Here is a 17,871-nt window from a genome sequence, read left to right as displayed (position 1 = left end):
CTGGTGCAACCAGACCTATGTAATGGAAGGATTCTAGCGCTTTTAACATCCGGTTACAGCTCATGCCATCATCAGGCTTGGTGATCCCTTGCCACAAGGCTTGAAATCCCCCTCACGCGTTCATATAGTCACTGCCTTGAGCGCTGATACATGCCTCGCTGTCACTGTGGGACAGGCCGAGGACGCTGCCTCGGCGATCCGACCCCTAGGGTGTTTGAACGTCCGCGTCCGGTTTATTTCTATCCCCCCACGCTGCAGCAATCAATGTATCCTTGCGCGTTACATTGCCCGCCCGTACGCGGTGCAATCGACTATCTGGGGGAATCGGAAGAGGCCAATGATAAACATAAATAGCCTGACCAAACGCTTTGGCGAGCACGTCGCTGTGGACAATCTGTCCTTTGCTGTGAGTCCGGGGGAAGTGCTCGGCTTTCTTGGCCCTAACGGTGCCGGTAAATCCACCACCATGAAGATGCTCACCGGTTTTCTTACGCCGGACGGTGGCTCCGCTTCCGTCTGCGGCTTTGATATTCAAACGCAGACCTTGCAGGCCCAGCAGCAGATGGGCTATCTGCCGGAAGGCGCCCCCTGCTATGGCGACATGCGTGTTAAGCGCTTTCTCGAGTTTATCGCTGAAATCCGTGGTTACAGCGGTGCTGAAAAGCATAAGCGGGTCGCCTGGGCTGCCGAGCAGCTGGAGCTACAAGCGGTGATGGGGCAGAGCATCGAGACCCTGTCCAAGGGCTTCAAGCGCCGCGTTGGCCTGGCCCAAGCGATCCTGCATGATCCCAAGGTGTTGATCCTCGATGAGCCTACCGATGGGCTGGATCCCAACCAGAAATTCCAGGTGCGCAAGCTGATCCAGCAACTGGCTGAGGGCAGCAACAAGATCGTGGTCATCTCCACACATATTCTCGAAGAAGTCAGCGCAGTCTGCAGCCGTGCGGTGGTGATTGCCCACGGGCGCCTGCTCGCCGATGGCACCCCGGACGAGCTGGAAGCGCGCTCGCGCTACCACCAGGCAGTCACTGTGGATCTTGCGCAACCGGTTGATAGCCTGCCATTGCTGGCCTTGCCAGGCGTTCTGGAAGTTGAAAGTCAGCGGGATGGGCAACTGCTTACCGTGCTGGCCAAGCCAGGCGAAGTGATCTTCCCGGCGGTGGGGCAATATGCCCGTGAGCATAACTGGCCGGTTCGCGAGCTCTCGGTAGAGCGCGGTCGTCTGGATGAAGTCTTCCGTCGTCTGACTGCGGAGGAGGCGGCATGAAAAATCTCGGTGTGATTTTCAAACGCGAGCTTGGCAGCTATTTCTCTACACCCCTGGCGTATATTTTTATCGTCATTTTTCTGGTCCTGTCGGCAGTCTTCACCTTTTATCTGGGTGGCTTCTACGAGAGCGGTCAGGCTGATCTGAATGCCTTCTTCAACTTCCATCCCTGGTTGTACCTGTTCCTGGTGCCGGCTGTGGCCATGCGTCTGTGGGCTGAGGAGCGCAAGTCAGGCACCATCGAGTTGCTGATGACCTTGCCGGTATCGCGTTCCGACATGGTGCTGGGCAAGTTTCTTGCGGCCTGGGTGTTTATCGGCATCGCCTTGCTGCTGACCTTCCCCATCATCATCACGGTCAACTATCTCGGCGCCCCTGATAATGGTGCGATCTTCACCGGTTACCTGGGCAGTTGGTTGCTGGCTGGTGGATACTTGGCGATCGGCTCGTGCATGTCGGCGCTGACCAAGAATCAGGTCATCGCCTTTATTGTCAGCGTGGTGGCCTGCTTTATCTTTATCGTCAGCGGCTTTTCGCTATGGCTGGACCTGTTTACCGGTTGGGCGCCCCAGTGGTTGCTCGACGCCATTGCCTCACTCAGCTTCCTGATTCGTTTTGATGCCATCAGTAAAGGCGTCCTGGATCTGCGTGACTTGCTGTATTTCGTATCGCTCATGGCTGTGTGGTTGCTGGCTACGGCGATTGTCATCGACCTGAAAAAGGCCGATTGAGGCGAAGGGGACATAAGAATGAAACGTTTAATGTATTCGGGTACCGGTTTGCTGGTACTGCTGTTGGCCTTTGTTGCCTTCAATATGGCCTCCAACGTGCTGCTGCCTGGCGCACGGCTGGATCTGACCGAACAGAAATTGTTCACCATTTCCGATGGCACGCGGGAGATCCTCACCGAGCTGGAAGAGCCGATCACCCTGTATTTCTTTTTCTCCGACCGGGCCAGCAAGGATATGGTCATTCTGCGCAACTATGCACGGCGCGTGGAGGAGCTGCTCCAGGAGTACGAGCGGGTAGCCGACGGCAAGATCAAACTGCAGATCATCGATCCACAACCTTTTTCCGAGGCGGAAGATCGGGCAGCAGAGTTTGGCTTGCAGGCTATTCCGTTGCCGCAAAGCGGTGAGCAGCTGTATTTCGGTCTGGCGGGTACCAATCCGGTGGCTGAACGCGAGGTCATCCCGTTCTTTTCTCTGGAGCAGGAGGGCTTGCTGGAGTACGAGCTGAGCCGTTTGATCACCAGTCTTTCACAGGCGGAAAAGCCGCAGATCGGCTTGCTCAGCGGGTTGCCCATGAGCGGTGGTACCAATCCGATGACCGGGCAAGCGTCAGCACCTTGGGTGGCACTTGAGCAAGTCCGTCAGCTGTTCAGCATTCAAAACCTGGAGCACGACATGGACCAGGTGCCGGAGGATGTTGATGTGCTGCTTCTGGTTCACCCCAAAGCCATGACCGAAACGGCCTTGAACGCGGTGGACCAGTTTGTGCTGCGCGGCGGCAAGTTGCTTGCCTTTATTGACCCGCTGGCCGAGTCGGACCAGAGTCGTGAGGCGATGATGGAAGGTATGGCCGATGGCAAGTCGTCCGATCTTTCCCCTTTGCTGAAAAACTGGGGTGTGGATTTCAATCCTGAGCGGGTGGTGCTGGATGCGCGGCTGGGTATGTCGGTTGGCCGTGGCGAAGGCCAACTACCGGCCCGCCATATCGGTTGGCTGGAGGTCGAGCCTGAGCAGTTGAACAATGAAGACACGGTCACCGCGCCCCTGAGCCTGGTCACTGTGGCGACAGCTGGCGCTTTGAAGCAAGTGGAAGGGGCGCAAACGACCTTTACTCCGCTGCTCTCGAGTACGGCCAACAGCGCTTTGGTAGCGAGCAGCGCCTTCTCGGGCATGGAAGATCCGGAAGTGCTGCTGGACGGCTTTCAAGCGGATGACCAGATCTACCATTTCGCCGCACGTATTCAGGGTCCGGCCACATCCGCCTACCCTGGAGGGCTGGAAGGAATTGAGCCGGGTGTTCAATCTGCCGACAACATCAACGTCATGGTGGTCGCGGATACGGATCTGCTGACCGACCGGATGTGGGTGCAAGTGCAGGATTTCTTCGGTCAACGTGTTCCCCAGCCTTGGGCGGACAACGGTGGGCTGCTGATTAATGCGCTGGATAACCTGTCTGGCTCAGAGGCGCTGATCAGTGTGCGTTCGCGCGGCAACTTCAGCCGTCCGTTCACCGTGGTAGAAGATCTGCAGCGTGCGGCAGAGCGTCGCTATCGTGCCAGCGAGCAGCGCCTGCAGCGTCAACTGGCGGAGACTGAACAGCAGTTGGCTCAGTTGCAGCAGGGCCAGGACCCAACCCAGATGCTGGAGATGACGGCTGAGCAAGAGCAGGCCGTGCAGCGCTTCCTGGATGAGAAGTTGCAGATTCGCAAGCAGTTGCGCGATGTTCGCTTTCAGTTGAACGCCGATATCGAGCGCCTTGGTACTTGGTTGAAGGTGATCAATATTGCCCTGGTGCCAGCGTTATTGACTCTGGGTGTCCTGATCTGGTGGGTGGTCGCACGGATTCGCCGCCGCCGGTCGGTATAAGGAGTCGCTGCCATGAAAGTGAAACTGATTGCCGTTCTGGCGGTGATATCCGTATTGCTGATCGCTGTCGCGTTGCAACAGCAGAACGATGACCGGGTGGATGATCTGCAAAGCCGTCAGTTGCTCTCAGAGGAACAACTGACTGTCGTTAATCAGATGGATAACCTGGTAGTAGCCAAGGCCGGCGTCGAAGTCGAGGTGGTGCGTGACGGCGGTCGCTGGGGCGTAGTCAGTAAAAATATGTTCCCGGCTCAGCCGGAACGTATTGCGGCTCTGCTCCATGCGGTGCGTGGCGCGCGGGTGACCGCGGCGCAGACGGATAATCCCGAGTACCACGCGCGCTTGGGGCTGGATACCAGCGCGCCGCAAAACGCGACTCTGCGAGTGACCATGGGCGCGGGTGAAGAATCGGTTGGCATCATCTATGGCAATCCTGTCGGCAGTGGTCAGGTGGTGCGCTTTGCCGATGAAAATCAGGTATGGCTGATCAACCGGCCCTTTGGGATGACTGTCAACGATGTGGAGTGGCTGGATCTGCAGGTAACGCAGATCCCGATGACGCAGGCAGCATCGGCACGCTGGACTCATGCCGATGGCGAGGTGTTGGAGGTAGAAAAGGCCAAGGAAGGGGATTACAACTTCCGTCTGGCCGGGGTTGAGCAAGCTGACCAGCAGGGCAATGAGCGCTGGACCAACAGCATGGTGCTGGCGCTTATCGATCTGCGCGCTCAGGATGTGAAGCTGCGCTCCGAGCTGGAGCTGGAGCTCGACGAGCCGATGCTGCAGATGCAGGTGAGGACCTGGAGCGGCGCTGAATTGGAGGCCAGCCTGTATGACATCGATGGAAAGTACTGGTTGTTGGTGGACCATTTCGAGCAGCCGGAGGACAGCAATCTGGGCGTGAATGCCGATGAGCGCTGGGCCTTTCAGCTGGGCATTGGGCAGGTGGAAAACCTGAACAAGCGCCAGTCCGATATTGTTCGGGGTGGCGAGTCCGACTAGTGTTCTATTCGTTGTGACAAAAGCCCGCGTGTTTTTAACTGCGGGCTTTTTGCATTTTGGGATGGTCGGTTATTGATTGGCGTTGGTTCCGTGTGGGTAGGCCGATGGCCCTGGACCGCTGCACGACACGCTACTAGCCATCCATGGGGCTCGGCGTCGGCGGTGCACATCCCTGTGCACCGACGGTCATGCAGCGGTCCAGGGCAACCGGCCTCTCGTGGAGTCGGTGCCGCCTTCTTCTTTGTTTTTCTATCCCAGCTGTTGGTAGACCCACTTCATAAATTCGCCCGGCGGCAGTGCGCCGTTGATGCGAGTCACTTCCTGGCCGCCGCGTAATACCATCAAGGTCGGGATGCTGCGGATGCTGTAGCGCGCGGCCAGCGCCTGCTCTTCTTCGGTGTTGATCTTGAGGAACTGGGCTTTCGGGCCTGCGGCTGCGGCGGCTTTTTCAAAGGTCGGTGCGAACTGCAGGCAGGGGCCGCACCAGGGTGCCCAGAAGTCCAGGATCAGCGGCAGGTCGGATGAGGCATGAGCATTGAACTGGGCACTGTTGACCGGTATCGGCTGATCCGTCAACAAGGGCTGCTTGCAGGCGCCGCAGTTGGGCGACTCCGCAAGCCGGCTCTCATCAATGCGGTTTTTGCGATGGCAGTGGGCGCAGGCAATGATCATGGGTAGGCTCTCTTTTGCTGTTGGCTAATCCGCTGACTCAGGGTTTCATCGCCCAGATAAACTCACTTTCGCCTTCACTGGTGACCTTCAGCCACCGATCAGGGTCGTCATCACTCTGCTCTTCGGACCAGCCGCCTACGGAGCAACGGACTTCCTGGCCAAGACCCGCATTGATGGCGCGGGCACAATCCCGGTCGGTTTCCCAGGGCGTATTGTCGCTGTCGAACCAGACACTGGCCCATTTGCCCGCGGCCTTGCGCACGATCATCAACGGGATGGTTTGACCGTCCAGTGTCAAGGCGCCACGACGGGTCAGCTCGTTCCAGGGCTTGAGCTGCAGCGGGCCTATCTGGCTGTTCAGCCATTCGGTCAACGCGTCCAGGTGCTCTTCGCGCAGGTAAATCTCGATATCAGGTTGGCGCACGGGCAGTCCTCTCAGGAGCGTTGCAGCAATACCAGCCGCATGGCGACTTCCAGCGACGGCAGCCCGGTTTCCAGCAGAGCCTGCTGACGTTCGGGGCGGCTGCGGAAGCCATGCGGTGTCATGCCGATCAGGTTGGCCAGGTCGGCCGGGTTCAGGTTCAAAGCATAGCGCAGGGTCTGATCATTGACGATCTGCATACCCTCAGGTAATGCCTTGATCAGTTCCGGGGTCGGGTGAATGCTGTCATACAGGTTTTCGCGCAGGCTCATCAGATGATCGGCATCCGGGCCGACCAGCAGCACATGACCACCGGGTTTGAGTGTGCGCAGGCACTCGTCCCAGCTCCAGGGACTGAAAACGCACAGCGCGGCATCCAGACTGGCATCTGGCACCGGTAAGCGGGCACTGGAGGCAACTAGCCACTGAATATCTCGGCTGCGTCGACAGGCCTTGAGGATGGCATCCTTGCTGATATCCAGCCCGGCGACCTTACATTGTGGTAGTGCGGCGGCCAGGCGCGCACTGTAGTAGCCTTCGCCACAGCCCATGTCCAGCAAGGTCTCGGGTGTATGCTCGGTAAAGATCTGATTGATACGGTCGCTGACCGGCTGATAATGGCCGCCATCCAGAAACGCCTGGCGGCAGGCTAGCATGGCCGGTGTGTCACCGGGTTGGCGGCTGTTCTTGTGCTGCACCAGCAGCAGATTTAGGTAGCCCTGACGCGCCTGATCGTAGCCATGGCCGTTTTCGCAGTGCCAGTGTTTATCCTGCGCAGTCAGTGGTGCCTGGCAGTGGGGGCAAATCAGTCTGAGCATCAGGTCAGCAGCCGCTCAAGCGTCGCTTCATAGATATCCGTCAGCGTATCCAGGTCCGCCGCGCTGATGTGTTCATCGAGCTGGTGGATGGTTGCATTGACCGGGCCCAGCTCGACCACCTGGGTGCCCATGGTCGCGATAAAACGTCCGTCCGAGGTGCCGCCCGAGGTGGAGGGTTGGGTTTCGCGGCCGGTCACCTGACGGATGGCTGCACGCACGCCGTCGAGCAGAGCACCGGGCTCGGTGAGGAACGGCAGGCCGGACAGGGTCCAGTTCAACTCGTAATCCAGGCCCTGCTGGTCGAGCAGCGCGGTAACCCGGGTCTTGAGGCTTTCGACTGTGGATTCGGTGGAAAAGCGAAAGTTGATCAGCGCGACCAGATCGCCGGGGATGACGTTGGTCGCGCCGGTACCTGAATTGATATTGGATATCTGGAAGCTGGTGGGCGGGAAGAACTCGTTGCCCATGTCCCAGCTTTCAGCGGCCAGTGCTGCCAACGCCGGTGCCGCCAGATGGATCGGGTTGCGCGCCAGGTGCGGGTAAGCCACGTGCCCCTGCTTGCCCTTGATCGTCAGTTCGGCGTTGAGTGAACCGCGACGGCCGTTCTTGACCACATCACCGACCAGCTCGGTACTCGAGGGTTCACCGACGATACACCAGTCCACAAACTCTTCGCGCTCGACCAAGGTTTCGACCACCTTGACCGTGCCTTCGGTAGCCGGGCCTTCCTCGTCACTGGTGATCAAAAACGCGATTGAGCCGTGGTGGTCGGGGAAGGCGGCAACAAAGCGCTCCACGGCGACCACCATGGCCGCCAGGCTGCCTTTCATGTCCGCGGCACCGCGGCCATAGAGCATACCGTTCTTGATCATAGGTTCGAAGGGCGGCTGTACCCAGCGCTCAGCAGGGCCGGTGGGCACTACGTCGGTGTGACCGGCGAAGCAGAGTACGGGGCCGTCAATGCCGCGCCGGGCCCAAAGGTTATCGACCTCGCCAAAGCGCAGAGATTCGAGACGGAAGCCGCAGGCGGCAAGGCGTTCGCCCACCAGCTGCTGACAACCGGCGTCGTCCGGAGTGGTGGAGTTGCGGCTGATCAGCTCGCAGGCCAGGGTCAGGGTCGGAGAGAGGTCGGTCATATTCGCTTCGCTGCTAGGTCTGTGTTTCGCCATAATAGCAGACTCGACCCTGATCGCTCAGGGCTGGGCCTACTGGTTTAGAGCATGTCAGGCTTTCGGCGCGCTCGGCCAGCGGGCCTTGCGCCAGGCGCGTCGCTGTTTCTTGTCGAGGAAGGTCCAGGCCAGCAAACGGCTCTGTTTCTGGCCCTGGGCGAGGCTGACCACGCGGATATCGGTAGCGCCAAGCGTCTTCAGTTGGCGTTCCAGATCAGCCAGCAGAGCGGATTTGGACACCAGCGTGGTGAACCAGAAAACTTGCCCGGGAATGTCAGCACTTTCCGTGATCATGCGCTGCAGAAAACCGGCTTCGCCGCCCTGGGTGATCAGCTCGTTGGGCTGGCCGCCAAAATTCAGCTTGGGTCCGTCGACGATTTTGTCTTTGCCGAGGTTGCGCCATTTGCGCTCGGTGGCGGCATTGGCTTCGCCCTTGTTGGCATGGAAGGGCGGGTTGCAGAGGCTGAAATCGAACTGCTCTTGCGGTCCGACGATGCCCTTGAATATCGCCGTGGGATCGGCTTGCAGGCGCAGGCTGATCGGGCCCTGGAGTTTGGCATTGGCGGCCAGGATACGTTCGGCGTTGTCCAGCGCTGCCCGATCGATATCGCTGCCAATAAATTGCCATTGATACTCATGCTGGCCGATCAGCGGATACACCAGGTTTGCGCCGGTGCCGATGTCCAGCCCGGTCAGGCCAGGGCCGGTGGGGATGTGGCCGTCGTGGCTTTCACCCAGCAGATCGGCAAGCGCGTGGATAAGATCGGCCCGGCCGGGTATCGGCGGGCACAGATAACCTTCGGGGATGTCCCAATCGGTGACCGAGTACTGCAACTGCAGGAGCGCGCGGTTGAGCTCCTTGACCGAGACCGGATCGGTAAAGTCGAGGGTTTTTTCACCATCCTTGTTGCGGATGATCAGCGCCTTGAGTGCCGGGTTGGCGGCGGTCAGCGCGCCAAAGTTGTAGTGCCCCTGGTGCTTGTTGCGGGGATGAAACGGCATCAGGCTTTGACTCCGACATAGATGGTATTAGTGGCTTCACCGTTCTGAAACGGATTGAAGAAGGGAATGATATGCGCCGCAGTGTTGATGAATACCGCGTCCATGACCTGCATGAACTCGGCATCGGGCGGGTCCTGTGACCAGAGCGCAAAGGCGCCACCCCGGCGCAGCTGGCGGGCCATGCGGCCGAGGTTCTCAACCGTATAAAAGCTGGCATTGCCATGATGCAATAGCGCCCGGGGCGAATGGTCGATATCCAGCAGAATGGCATCGAACAGGCGGCCGGGTTGCTGCGGGTCGAAACCGCCAGGGTCTGCAACGGCCATATCGAAGAAGCTGCCATGTACGTAGCGGCTGCGCGGGTCGGCATTCAGCTCCTTGCCCAGCGGCACCTTTTCCTGCTGATGCCAGCGAATCACCGTTTGCAGATAATCAACGATCAGCAGCTCGCCCAGGCGCTGATCTTTCAGTGCCGCAACGGCGGTATAGCCGAGCCCCAGCCCACCGACGACGACCGCCAGCGCTTCGCCTTCGACAGCGGCCAGGCCGAGATCAGCCAGGGCGATCTCGGCATCGTAAAACATGCTCGACATCAGGAATTCTTCGCCGAGCTTGACCTCGTAGATGTCGCGATCGCCGAGCGCGGGGATACGCCGCCGGCGCAAGGAGATATCGCCAATGGGAGATGGCTGATTATCGATTTCTTCAAATAACAGGCCCATGGGGGCTCCAGGCAGCGGGGCGATTGATAGGCGGCATGGTAACACCCGCTAGCGCGCTGGTCTGTGCCGGCATCACGGGTATAATGCGCAGCATCGCGAATTGAGGTGTGCATGAGTACAGATGATCCCCGCTTCGGCGGCATTGCTCGCTTGTATGGCCAGTCGGGCCTGGCCCGCTTACAGGCCAGCCACGTGGCGGTGGTCGGTATTGGTGGCGTGGGCAGTTGGGTCGCCGAGGCGCTTGGGCGCACCGGGGTTGGACGTATTTCCCTGTTCGATATGGACGAGATCTGTGTGACCAACACCAACCGGCAACTGCCGGCCATGACCGGCCAGATCGGTCGTGCCAAGGTGGAGGCAATGGCCGAGCGGCTGCGCGCAATCAACCCGGGGTGCGATGTGCGGCCAGTCATGGACTTCGTTACCGAGAATAATCTGGCCGAGCATATTACCGAGGAGTTCGACTGCGTTATCGATTGCATCGACAGCGTGGCCTCCAAGGTCGCGCTGATCGCCTGGTGCCGACGCCGCAGAATTCCGGTGATCACCACCGGTGGAGCGGGCGGGCAGATTGATCCGACCCAGATCAAGGTCTCCGACCTGTCAAAGACCGTGAATGACCCGCTCGCGGCCAAGGCCCGCTCGATGCTGCGCCGCGACCATAATTTCCCGCGCTCCGGAAGCAAACGCAGTTTCGGCGTGCCCTGCGTGTATTCCACCGAACAACTGCGCTATCCCCAGCCAGACGGTAGTGTTTGCCAGCAGAAGGCCTTTGTTGGTGACGGCGTCAAGCTCGACTGCGCCGGTGGCTTCGGCTCGGTCACTATGGTCACCGCCGCCTTTGGCATGGTCGCCGCCGCGCAGGCGGTTCAGCGCATTCTGCGCTGAGCGGTAAGCTACAAGCAAAAAAGCCCGCGCCGAAACATCGGAGCGGGCTTTTTGTTTTGTGCTGACAGTAAGCTTGATCAGTCTAAAGCTCAGTTATGCGCGTGCAGGATCTCGTTGAGCTGAATCGCACTCTTGTTGGTCTTGCACTCGATCGAGCCGGTCTGCGAGTTACGGCGGAACAGCAGGTCGGTTTGATTGGCCAGGTCGCGGGCCTTGACCACTTCGACCAGGTTGTCCGCATCATCCAGCAGGGCAACCTTGATACCGGCGGTGATATACAAGCCAGCCTCGATGGTGCAGCGGTCGCCGAGCGGAATACCGATACCCGCGTTGGCGCCGATCAGGCAGCCTTCACCAATGGAAATCACGATGTTGCCGCCACCGGACAGGGTACCCATGGTCGAGCAGCCGCCGCCCAGATCCGAGCCCTTGCCCACGAATACACCGGCCGAGATACGCCCTTCGACCATGCTGGTACCGGCGGTGCCGGCGTTGAAGTTGATAAAGCCTTCGTGCATGACGGTCGTGCCTTCACCCACATAGGCACCCAGACGCACACGGGCGGTATTGGCGATGCGGACACCGGAGGGCACAACGTAGTCGGTCATGCACGGGAATTTATCCACACTCAGCACGTTCAGCGCCTGGCCCTGCAGACGCGCGTCCAGCTGACGCTGCGGCAGTTCATTGATGTCGATGGCGCCCTGATTGGTCCAGGCCACGTTCGGCAGCAATGGGAAGATACCGGCCAGCACAACGCCGTGAGGCTTGACCAGCCGATGGGAGAGTAGATGCAGTTTCAGATAGGCCTCAGGCGTGGAGACCGGCGCTTCGTCGGTCGCCAGTACGGTGACAACCAAAGGGCGGGAGCCGCCTTGTAGGGATGTTACCAACGCGGCGGCATCAGCAAACCCGCCGGCATTCAACGCCTCGGCCAGCGCAGCGCACTGACCGGCAGCCAGTTCGATGGCCTGATTGCCGCCGCTGTAGCCCAGTTGATCGCTGATGACCTTGACCAGTTCCTCTTCGGGATTCAGCAGGGGCTGAGGGTAATAAACCTCCAGCCAGTCACCTGCGGTATTTTGCGTGCCGACGCCAATGGCCAGGCTGAAACATTCGCTCATGGGGTGGTTCCTTGGATGCAATTGGTGCTGTTGTCAGTCAAAGGCGGCGGCGTATTCATCGGGTTTGAACCCCACCAGCCGTTGTGAGCCAGTATCCAGTACCGGTCTTTTGATCATCGACGGATTGGCCTGCATCAGAGCAATGGCCTTGCCGGTATCGATGTCTTTCTTGTCGCTGTCTTCGAGCTTGCGAAAGGTTGTGCCCTGGCGGTTGAGGACTTTTTCCCAGCCGTGCTCGCTGCACCAGGCGTTCAGCTTGTCAGCGCTGATACCTTCCTTCTTGTAGTCATGGAACTGATAATCGACGCCATGCTCGTCCAGCCAGGTTCGGACCTTTTTCATGGTATCGCAGGCTTTGATGCCGTACAGAGTAATCATTTTTCAGAGGCTCCCGATAAAGCTGCGAATACGCTGGGCTGCTTCGATACAGTCTTCCAGCGGCGCGACCAGAGCCATGCGCACGCGCCCGGCGCCGGGATTATAACCATCAACCTCGCGCGACAGGAAACTCCCAGGTACAACGGCAACATTCTGCTCGGCCAGCAAACGCAGGGTGAAGGTCTGATCATCCAGCGGTGTACGCGGCCAGAGATAGAAGCCGGCATCGGGGCGCTCGACGTCCATGACGCCATCGAGAATATCCAGCACCGCATCGAATTTGGCCTGGTATTGCGCGCGGTTGTCTTCCACGTGGCGCTCATCCTGCCATGCTGCGAGGCTGGCGTGCTGGGTTTGTACCGGCATCGCACAGCCATGGTAAGTGCGGTAGGTCAGGAACGGCTGCAACAGACTGGCGTCACCTGCGACGAAGCCGGAGCGCAGGCCCGGCAGGTTGGAACGCTTGGAGAGACTGTGAAACACCACGCAGCGGGCATAATCGAAACGGCCCATGGCCGCGCAGGCCTCCAGCAAACCTACCGGCGCCTGACCCTGGGGTGCGTAAATCTCGCTATAGCATTCGTCAGAGGCAATGACGAAATCGTACTGGTCAGCCAGAGCGATCAGTTGCTGCAGCTTGTCCAACGGCATGACTGCGCCAGTCGGATTGCCCGGGGTGCAGATAAACAGCACTTGGCAGCGCTCCCAGATGCTGGAAGGCACGTCATCAAAGTCGGGAATAAAACCATTGCTCGCGTCGCAGGGCAGGTAGTGCGGCTCCACGCCTGCCAGAAAGGCGGCGCCCTCGTAGATTTGATAGAAGGGGTTGGGGCTGACCACCAGGCCGTTCGGGTCACGCCGGACCATGGTCTGGGTAAAGGAAAACAGCGCTTCGCGGGTACCGTTGACGGGTATCACCTGGGTGGCCGCGTCAACGTTGCCGGCGCCGAGTTGAAAGCGCTGCTCCAGCCAGCGGGCAATGCCTTCACGCAGGGCTGGAATGCCTGCTGTGGTGGGGTAGACCGCCGCCTGATCCAGATGTCGAGTGAGTGTCTCCAGGACAAAAGGGGGCGAGGGGTGCTTCGGCTCACCAATGGACAGTGATATGGGCCGCAATGCCGGACTCGGCACTACGTCCTTGAGTAACGCGCGGAGCTTTTCAAAGGGATAGGGCTGCAAGCGTTGCAGGTCTGTATTCATGCGGGCGCGGTCCTCAGATGATGATCTGCTTGGGCTGGCTGGTGTCGGATTGCTGGGCGCTGTTACCCAGGGTATCGATAATGGTGTTCTGGAGCCGGCTGCACAGCTCAGGATCGGACAGTGCATGGTTGTTGGCATCCGTGAGCACGAATACGTCGTCCACGCGCTCGCCCAAAGTGACGATCTTGGCGTTCTGCACGCTGATATCGAAATCCAGCAGAATGCGGCCCATGCGTGCCAGCAAGCCCGGTCGGTCAGGCGCGCTGAGCTCGAGGATCGTGTGCTGACCTTCCGGCGAATTGAAGATGGTCACCTCCGGGGCAAAGGAAAAGTGCTTGAGCTGGCGTGGCACCCGGCGTTGAATGATCGACGGGTAGGCGTCTGGATCAGACAGCGCTTCAATCAGGTCATGCTTGATCTGGCGGATGCGGTCCGGGTTTTCACCAATCGAGCTACCGTCGGCATCCAGTACGATATAGGTGTCCAGACTGAAACGGTTGGTCGAGGTGATGATTCGCGCATCCTGAATGCTCAGGTTTAGCTGGTCCATCGCCGCCACGGTCACCGCGAACAGGTCATGCTGCTCGGGCGTGTAGATAAAGATCTGCGTGGCGCCCTCGAATTCGCGCTGGGCGGTTTCCTTGATCAGCACCAACGGGCCTTCGTGGTCCGGGTGCTCGATGATTGCTTCGGTGTGCCAGGCGACATCGCTGGCGGTATGGCGCAGGAAGTAATCTTCGCCCAGCTGCTCCCAGAGCGCTTCGGCGTCCTCTTCATCTATGCCGCTGCGCACAACGATATCCAAAGCTGCGCGCTGGGTCTGATGCACCTGTTCTTCGCGGTCGGGCGGGTTGTCCAGGCCGCGGCGCAGTGCGCGCTTGGTCTCGGTGTAGAGCTGGCGCAGCAGCGAAGCGCGCCAGGAATTCCACAGCGTCGGATTGGTCGCGTTGATATCGGCGATGGTCAGCACATAGAGGTAGTCCAGGCGTACCTGGTTGCCCATCTGCACGGCAAAATCATGAATCACCTGCGGGTCGGAAATGTCCTTGCGCTGCGCGGTGGTGGACATGATCAGGTGGCTCTCGACCAGCCAACTGACCAGATGGGTGTCCCAGGCAGGCAACTGGTGACGCTGGCAGAATTGCGTGGCGTCCACCGCGCCGAGCTCGGAATGATCGCCACCACGGCCCTTGGCGATGTCGTGATACAGGCCGGCCATATACAGCAGGTCAGGCTTTGGTAGCCGGCAGAAAATGCGCCAGGCCAGCGGAAACTTTTCCTGATACTCAGGCTGATTGAGTTTGCGCAGATGCTTGATCAGATTCAGCGTGTGCGCGTCCACGGTGTAGATGTGGAACAGGTCATGTTGCATCTGCCCGACGATCTTGCCGAACTCCGGCAGGTAGCGGCCGAGGATGCCGTAACGGTTCATGCGCCGCAGGTTGCGGTGAATGCCTTCCCGGCAGCGGAACAGCTCGACGAACAGGCTGGTATTGCGTATGTCGGCGCGAAAATCGTCATCAATCAGATGGCGGTGGTCGCGTAGCAGCCGGATAGTGTCGGCACGCACACCGCGAATCTCCGGATGCTGGGCCATCAACAGGAAGATCTCCAGCAGGGCAAAGGGGGAGCGTTTGAAGACCTGTTGGTGGGTCACTTCGATATAGTGGTTGCGCACCTGAAAGCGGCTGTTGATTGGCTCGATTTCAGTCGTTTCCGCGTTACGCAGCAGGATTTCTTCGAAATGCTGCATCAGCAGATCGTTAAGCTCGGAGAGCGACATCACCACCCGGTAGTACTTCTGCATGAAGCGCTCTACCGCGAGTTTACTGTCGTTGTCCTCGTAGCCCATCATCTGCGCGATGGTGCGCTGGTGGTCGAACAGCAGGCGATCTTCGGCGCGCTTGGCGAGAATGTGCAGGGCAAACCGGACTTGCCATAAAAAGGCTCTACCGGAGGCGAGAATGTTGTATTCGGCCTCGTTCAGAAAGCCGCGTTCGACCAGTTCGCGCAGATCGTTGGTGCCGAAGTGGCGCAGCGCGACCCAGCCAATGGTCTGAATGTCACGCAGGCCACCCGGCGAGCTTTTGACGTTGGGCTCAAGGTTGTACTCGGTGTCGTTGTACTTGGCGTGACGCTTTTGCTGCTCGGCGCGCTTGGCGCGGAAGAACTGGGCGTCATCCCACATTTGGTCGGCGCTGATGGCGCTGATCATGTCCTGACGTAACTGCTCATCGCCGGACAGCGTGCGTGATTCCATCAGGTTGGTAATCACCGTGATGTCAGCGCGTGCCTCTTCCTGGCACTCACTGATGGAACGCACGCTCTGGCCCACTTCCAGGCCGATATCCCAGAGCAGCATCAAGAACTGTTCGATGGAGCCGTTATGCGCGTCCTGATCGCTGTCGCGCAGCAGGATCAGCAGGTCGATATCCGAGTGCGGGTGCAGCTCGCCCCGGCCATAGCCACCGACTGCGAGCAGGGCAATGTCGGCGGCGTCGGTGCTGGCCTGTATCGACCAGGCTTTGCACAGGATCTGATCGGTAAACCAGGCCCGGTCGTGAATCAGCTTGTGGATGTTGCGGCCGCCCTCGAAGCGCGCGCGCAATACCGAATCCGCCTGGCGAATTGCTTTCTTGAATGCAGCCACAGGGCTGCTTTTCAGTGCCAGCTCAGCCTGGAACTGGCCTGGATCGAACAGTTCATTATCCACAACGGACCCCGGACAGCGGTTTATTGAAAGCTTTCTTCGTGACGGCGTGTCAGTACTTCATAGCCATCAGCAGTCACCAGAATGGTGTGTTCCCATTGTGCGGAAAGCTTGCGGTCCTTGGTGATGGCAGTCCAGCCGTCGCCCAACAGGCGAGTTTCATGCCGGCCCTGGTTGATCATTGGCTCGATGGTGAAGGTCATGCCTTCTTTCAGCTCCATGCCGGTGCCGGCGCGGCCGTAATGCAAGATTTGCGGCTCCTCGTGAAACACCTTGCCGATGCCGTGGCCACAGTATTCGCGAACGACACTATAGTGATTGGCGTGGGCGTGATCCTGGATCACCTGGCCGATATCGCCCAGGCGTGCTCCCGGGCGCACGACCTCAATACCTTTATACATGCACTCCTGAGTGACTCGCGCCAGGCGCTGAGCCCACTCTGGCACATCGCCGACCAGAAACATCTTGCTAGTGTCGCCGTGGTAACCATCCTTGATAACGGTGACGTCGATGTTCAGGCAGTCGCCGTTCTTCAGTGGTTTGTCATTGGGGATGCCGTGGCAGACCACATGGTTCAATGACGTGCAGATCGACTTGGGAAAGCCTGGACGGCCTGGCGCTGCACCATAATTGAGAGGCGCGGGGATGGCCTTCTGCACGTTGACGATGTGTTCGTGGCAAAGCCGGTTGAGTTCGTCGGTGGTGATGCCTACGCGAACATGTTCGCCGATCATTTCCAGGACCTCGGCGGCCAGGCGCCCGGCAATACGCATGCCGGCAATATCTTCCGGGGTTTTGATGGTCACGGTCATGAAAGGTCTCTCTTGGTTGCGGCGAACAGTAATAAAGTCGATCAGTTTAACAGACTAGCGGGGTGCTGTTGAGCGCCCCGTGCCATGACCGCTGGGCACCTGCGACTTTATTCGTTTCCAGTTGTATGATATAAAGCGCCGCGCCTGAATAAACGTCTGTTGCAGACGCCAGGCTTAAACTGAAACCGCACACGTATCGTCGCACTGTCTTGGGTGCCCTCCGGGGTTGGACATTGGGATACGTGGAGGCCCAACCCGAACTATATTGGAGCTGTCATGACTCAAGTATCTATGCGCGATATGCTGAAGGCCGGTGCGCACTTCGGCCACCAAACCCGTTACTGGAACCCGAAGATGGGCAAGTTCATCTTCGGTGCTCGCAACAAGATTCACATCATCAACCTTGAAAAGACCATGCCGATGTTCCATGACGCCTTGAGCTTCGTGGAAAAGCTGGCCTCCGGCAAGAACAAGCTGCTGTTCGTTGGCACCAAGCGTGCTGCCAGCAAGATCATTGCTGAAGAAGCTACCCGCGCCGGCATGCCCTATGTGGATCACCGTTGGTTGGGCGGCATGCTCACCAACTACAAGACCATCCGCGCTTCCATCAAGCGTCTGCGTGATCTTGAAATTCAGGCTGAAGACGGCACTTTCACCAAGCTGACCAAGAAAGAGGCGCTGATGCGTACTCGCGACCTGGAGAAGCTGGATCGCAGCCTCGGTGGTATCAAGGACATGGGCGGCCTGCCTGATGCCCTGTTCGTTATCGACGTTGAGCACGAGCGCATTGCCATCACTGAAGCCAACAAGCTGGGTATCCCGGTTATCGGTATCGTTGATACCAACAGCAGCCCGGACGGCGTCGATTACGTCATCCCCGGCAACGATGACGCCATTCGCGCCATCAAGCTGTACGCCGCGGCCATGGCCGATGCGGTACTGAATGGCAAGAACCACAATGGTGGCGCTGACGAGTTTGTTGAAGAAGCAGCTCCTGCCGCTGAGGCTTCAGAAGGCTGATCGGTACTTCGTATCGTTTTATGCCGATGTGAAAAGGGGGCTATGCCCCCTTTTTGCAATATCTTGAAC

17 protein-coding genes are annotated in these 17,871 nt (G+C 59.1%); 6 read left to right on the top strand and 11 right to left on the bottom strand.

Features of this window, described 5'->3' with window-relative positions; genetic code table 11:
* Positions 1 to 337 precede the first annotated feature (337 nt).
* Genes DT594_RS14755 through DT594_RS14740 form a run of 4 tightly spaced genes read left to right on the top strand, consistent with a single transcriptional unit; the run spans position 338 to position 4,866 of the window.
* Positions 338 to 1,267 carry an ABC transporter ATP-binding protein gene (locus tag DT594_RS14755; RefSeq protein ID WP_149333392.1) on the top strand — a complete coding sequence of 310 codons (930 nt, stop codon included), beginning with the start codon at positions 338 to 340 and terminating at the stop codon, positions 1,265 to 1,267.
* The gene (locus DT594_RS14750) at positions 1,264 to 1,998 is read left to right on the top strand and encodes an ABC transporter permease (protein WP_022960973.1); all 735 of its coding nucleotides are present in this window, start codon (positions 1,264 to 1,266) and stop codon (positions 1,996 to 1,998) included. The genes DT594_RS14755 and DT594_RS14750 overlap by 4 nt, the downstream gene beginning before the upstream one ends.
* A gap of 18 nt (positions 1,999 to 2,016) precedes the next feature.
* Complete coding sequence (locus DT594_RS14745) at positions 2,017 to 3,864, top strand: GldG family protein (RefSeq protein ID WP_149333391.1); 1,848 nt, start codon at positions 2,017 to 2,019, stop codon at positions 3,862 to 3,864.
* 12 nt (positions 3,865 to 3,876) lie between these two features.
* Positions 3,877 to 4,866: a DUF4340 domain-containing protein gene (locus tag DT594_RS14740; protein WP_149333390.1), complete on the top strand. Its 990-nt coding sequence runs from the start codon at positions 3,877 to 3,879 to the stop codon at positions 4,864 to 4,866.
* Positions 4,867 to 5,115: 249 nt separating this feature from the next.
* On the opposite strand, the gene trxC is transcribed toward DT594_RS14740, so the two are convergent.
* The 6 genes from trxC to DT594_RS14710 all read right to left on the bottom strand — a co-directional run bounded on the left by trxC (position 5,116) and on the right by DT594_RS14710 (position 9,670).
* A complete protein-coding gene (gene trxC, locus DT594_RS14735; protein WP_149333389.1) occupies positions 5,116 to 5,538 on the bottom strand; it encodes a thioredoxin TrxC in 423 nt (140 codons plus the stop codon).
* Positions 5,539 to 5,575: 37 nt separating this feature from the next.
* Positions 5,576 to 5,962, bottom strand: coding sequence for a hypothetical protein (locus tag DT594_RS14730; RefSeq protein WP_149333388.1), 387 nt, complete (start codon positions 5,960 to 5,962; stop codon positions 5,576 to 5,578).
* Between the two features lie 11 nt (positions 5,963 to 5,973).
* The gene (locus tag DT594_RS14725) at positions 5,974 to 6,777 is read right to left on the bottom strand and encodes a putative RNA methyltransferase (protein ID WP_149333387.1); all 804 of its coding nucleotides are present in this window, start codon (positions 6,775 to 6,777) and stop codon (positions 5,974 to 5,976) included.
* Positions 6,777 to 7,913 (bottom strand): succinyl-diaminopimelate desuccinylase, encoded by a 1,137-nt coding sequence (dapE, locus tag DT594_RS14720; protein ID WP_149333386.1) that lies wholly within the window; start codon positions 7,911 to 7,913, stop codon positions 6,777 to 6,779. Before dapE ends, DT594_RS14725 begins: the two co-directional genes overlap by 1 nt.
* An 87-nt stretch (positions 7,914 to 8,000) precedes the next feature.
* Positions 8,001 to 8,948, bottom strand: a complete 948-nt coding sequence (rlmF, locus tag DT594_RS14715) for a 23S rRNA (adenine(1618)-N(6))-methyltransferase RlmF (protein WP_149333385.1) — start codon at positions 8,946 to 8,948, stop codon at positions 8,001 to 8,003.
* Complete coding sequence (locus tag DT594_RS14710) at positions 8,948 to 9,670, bottom strand: spermidine synthase (protein ID WP_149333384.1); 723 nt, start codon at positions 9,668 to 9,670, stop codon at positions 8,948 to 8,950. The genes rlmF and DT594_RS14710 overlap by 1 nt, the downstream gene beginning before the upstream one ends.
* A gap of 111 nt (positions 9,671 to 9,781) precedes the next feature.
* On the opposite strand from DT594_RS14710, the gene tcdA reads away from it, so the two are divergent.
* Entirely contained in the window at positions 9,782 to 10,558 is a 777-nt protein-coding gene (tcdA, locus tag DT594_RS14705) for a tRNA cyclic N6-threonylcarbamoyladenosine(37) synthase TcdA (protein WP_149333383.1), read from the top strand.
* An 89-nt stretch (positions 10,559 to 10,647) separates the two neighbouring features.
* Here the strand turns inward: tcdA and dapD are convergent, their stop codons facing one another.
* The 5 genes from dapD to map are packed head-to-tail and all read right to left on the bottom strand — an operon-like array spanning position 10,648 to position 16,782.
* The gene (gene dapD / locus DT594_RS14700) at positions 10,648 to 11,682 is read right to left on the bottom strand and encodes a 2,3,4,5-tetrahydropyridine-2,6-dicarboxylate N-succinyltransferase (RefSeq protein WP_149333382.1); all 1,035 of its coding nucleotides are present in this window, start codon (positions 11,680 to 11,682) and stop codon (positions 10,648 to 10,650) included.
* 33 nt (positions 11,683 to 11,715) lie between these two features.
* Positions 11,716 to 12,060 carry an ArsC family reductase gene (locus DT594_RS14695; RefSeq protein WP_149333381.1) on the bottom strand — a complete coding sequence of 115 codons (345 nt, stop codon included), beginning with the start codon at positions 12,058 to 12,060 and terminating at the stop codon, positions 11,716 to 11,718.
* Between the two features lie 3 nt (positions 12,061 to 12,063).
* Positions 12,064 to 13,260 (bottom strand): succinyldiaminopimelate transaminase, encoded by a 1,197-nt coding sequence (gene dapC / locus DT594_RS14690; protein WP_149333380.1) that lies wholly within the window; start codon positions 13,258 to 13,260, stop codon positions 12,064 to 12,066.
* 13 nt (positions 13,261 to 13,273) lie between these two features.
* On the bottom strand, positions 13,274 to 15,973 hold the full coding sequence (locus tag DT594_RS14685; protein ID WP_149333379.1) for a [protein-PII] uridylyltransferase: 2,700 nt from the start codon (positions 15,971 to 15,973) through the stop codon (positions 13,274 to 13,276).
* Positions 15,974 to 15,993: 20 nt separating this feature from the next.
* Positions 15,994 to 16,782 (bottom strand): type I methionyl aminopeptidase, encoded by a 789-nt coding sequence (gene map / locus DT594_RS14680; protein ID WP_149333378.1) that lies wholly within the window; start codon positions 16,780 to 16,782, stop codon positions 15,994 to 15,996.
* 276 nt (positions 16,783 to 17,058) lie between these two features.
* Here map and rpsB point away from each other — a divergent pair, with 276 nt between their 5' ends.
* On the top strand, positions 17,059 to 17,802 hold the full coding sequence (gene rpsB, locus DT594_RS14675; protein ID WP_096347817.1) for a 30S ribosomal protein S2: 744 nt from the start codon (positions 17,059 to 17,061) through the stop codon (positions 17,800 to 17,802).
* The last annotated feature ends 69 nt before the right edge of the window (positions 17,803 to 17,871 follow it).

The sequence above is a fragment of the Halopseudomonas laoshanensis genome (assembly GCF_008365385.1).
GTDB lineage: Bacteria > Pseudomonadota > Gammaproteobacteria > Pseudomonadales > Pseudomonadaceae > Halopseudomonas > Halopseudomonas laoshanensis.
This window is presented reverse-complemented; position numbering and strand designations above follow the sequence as displayed.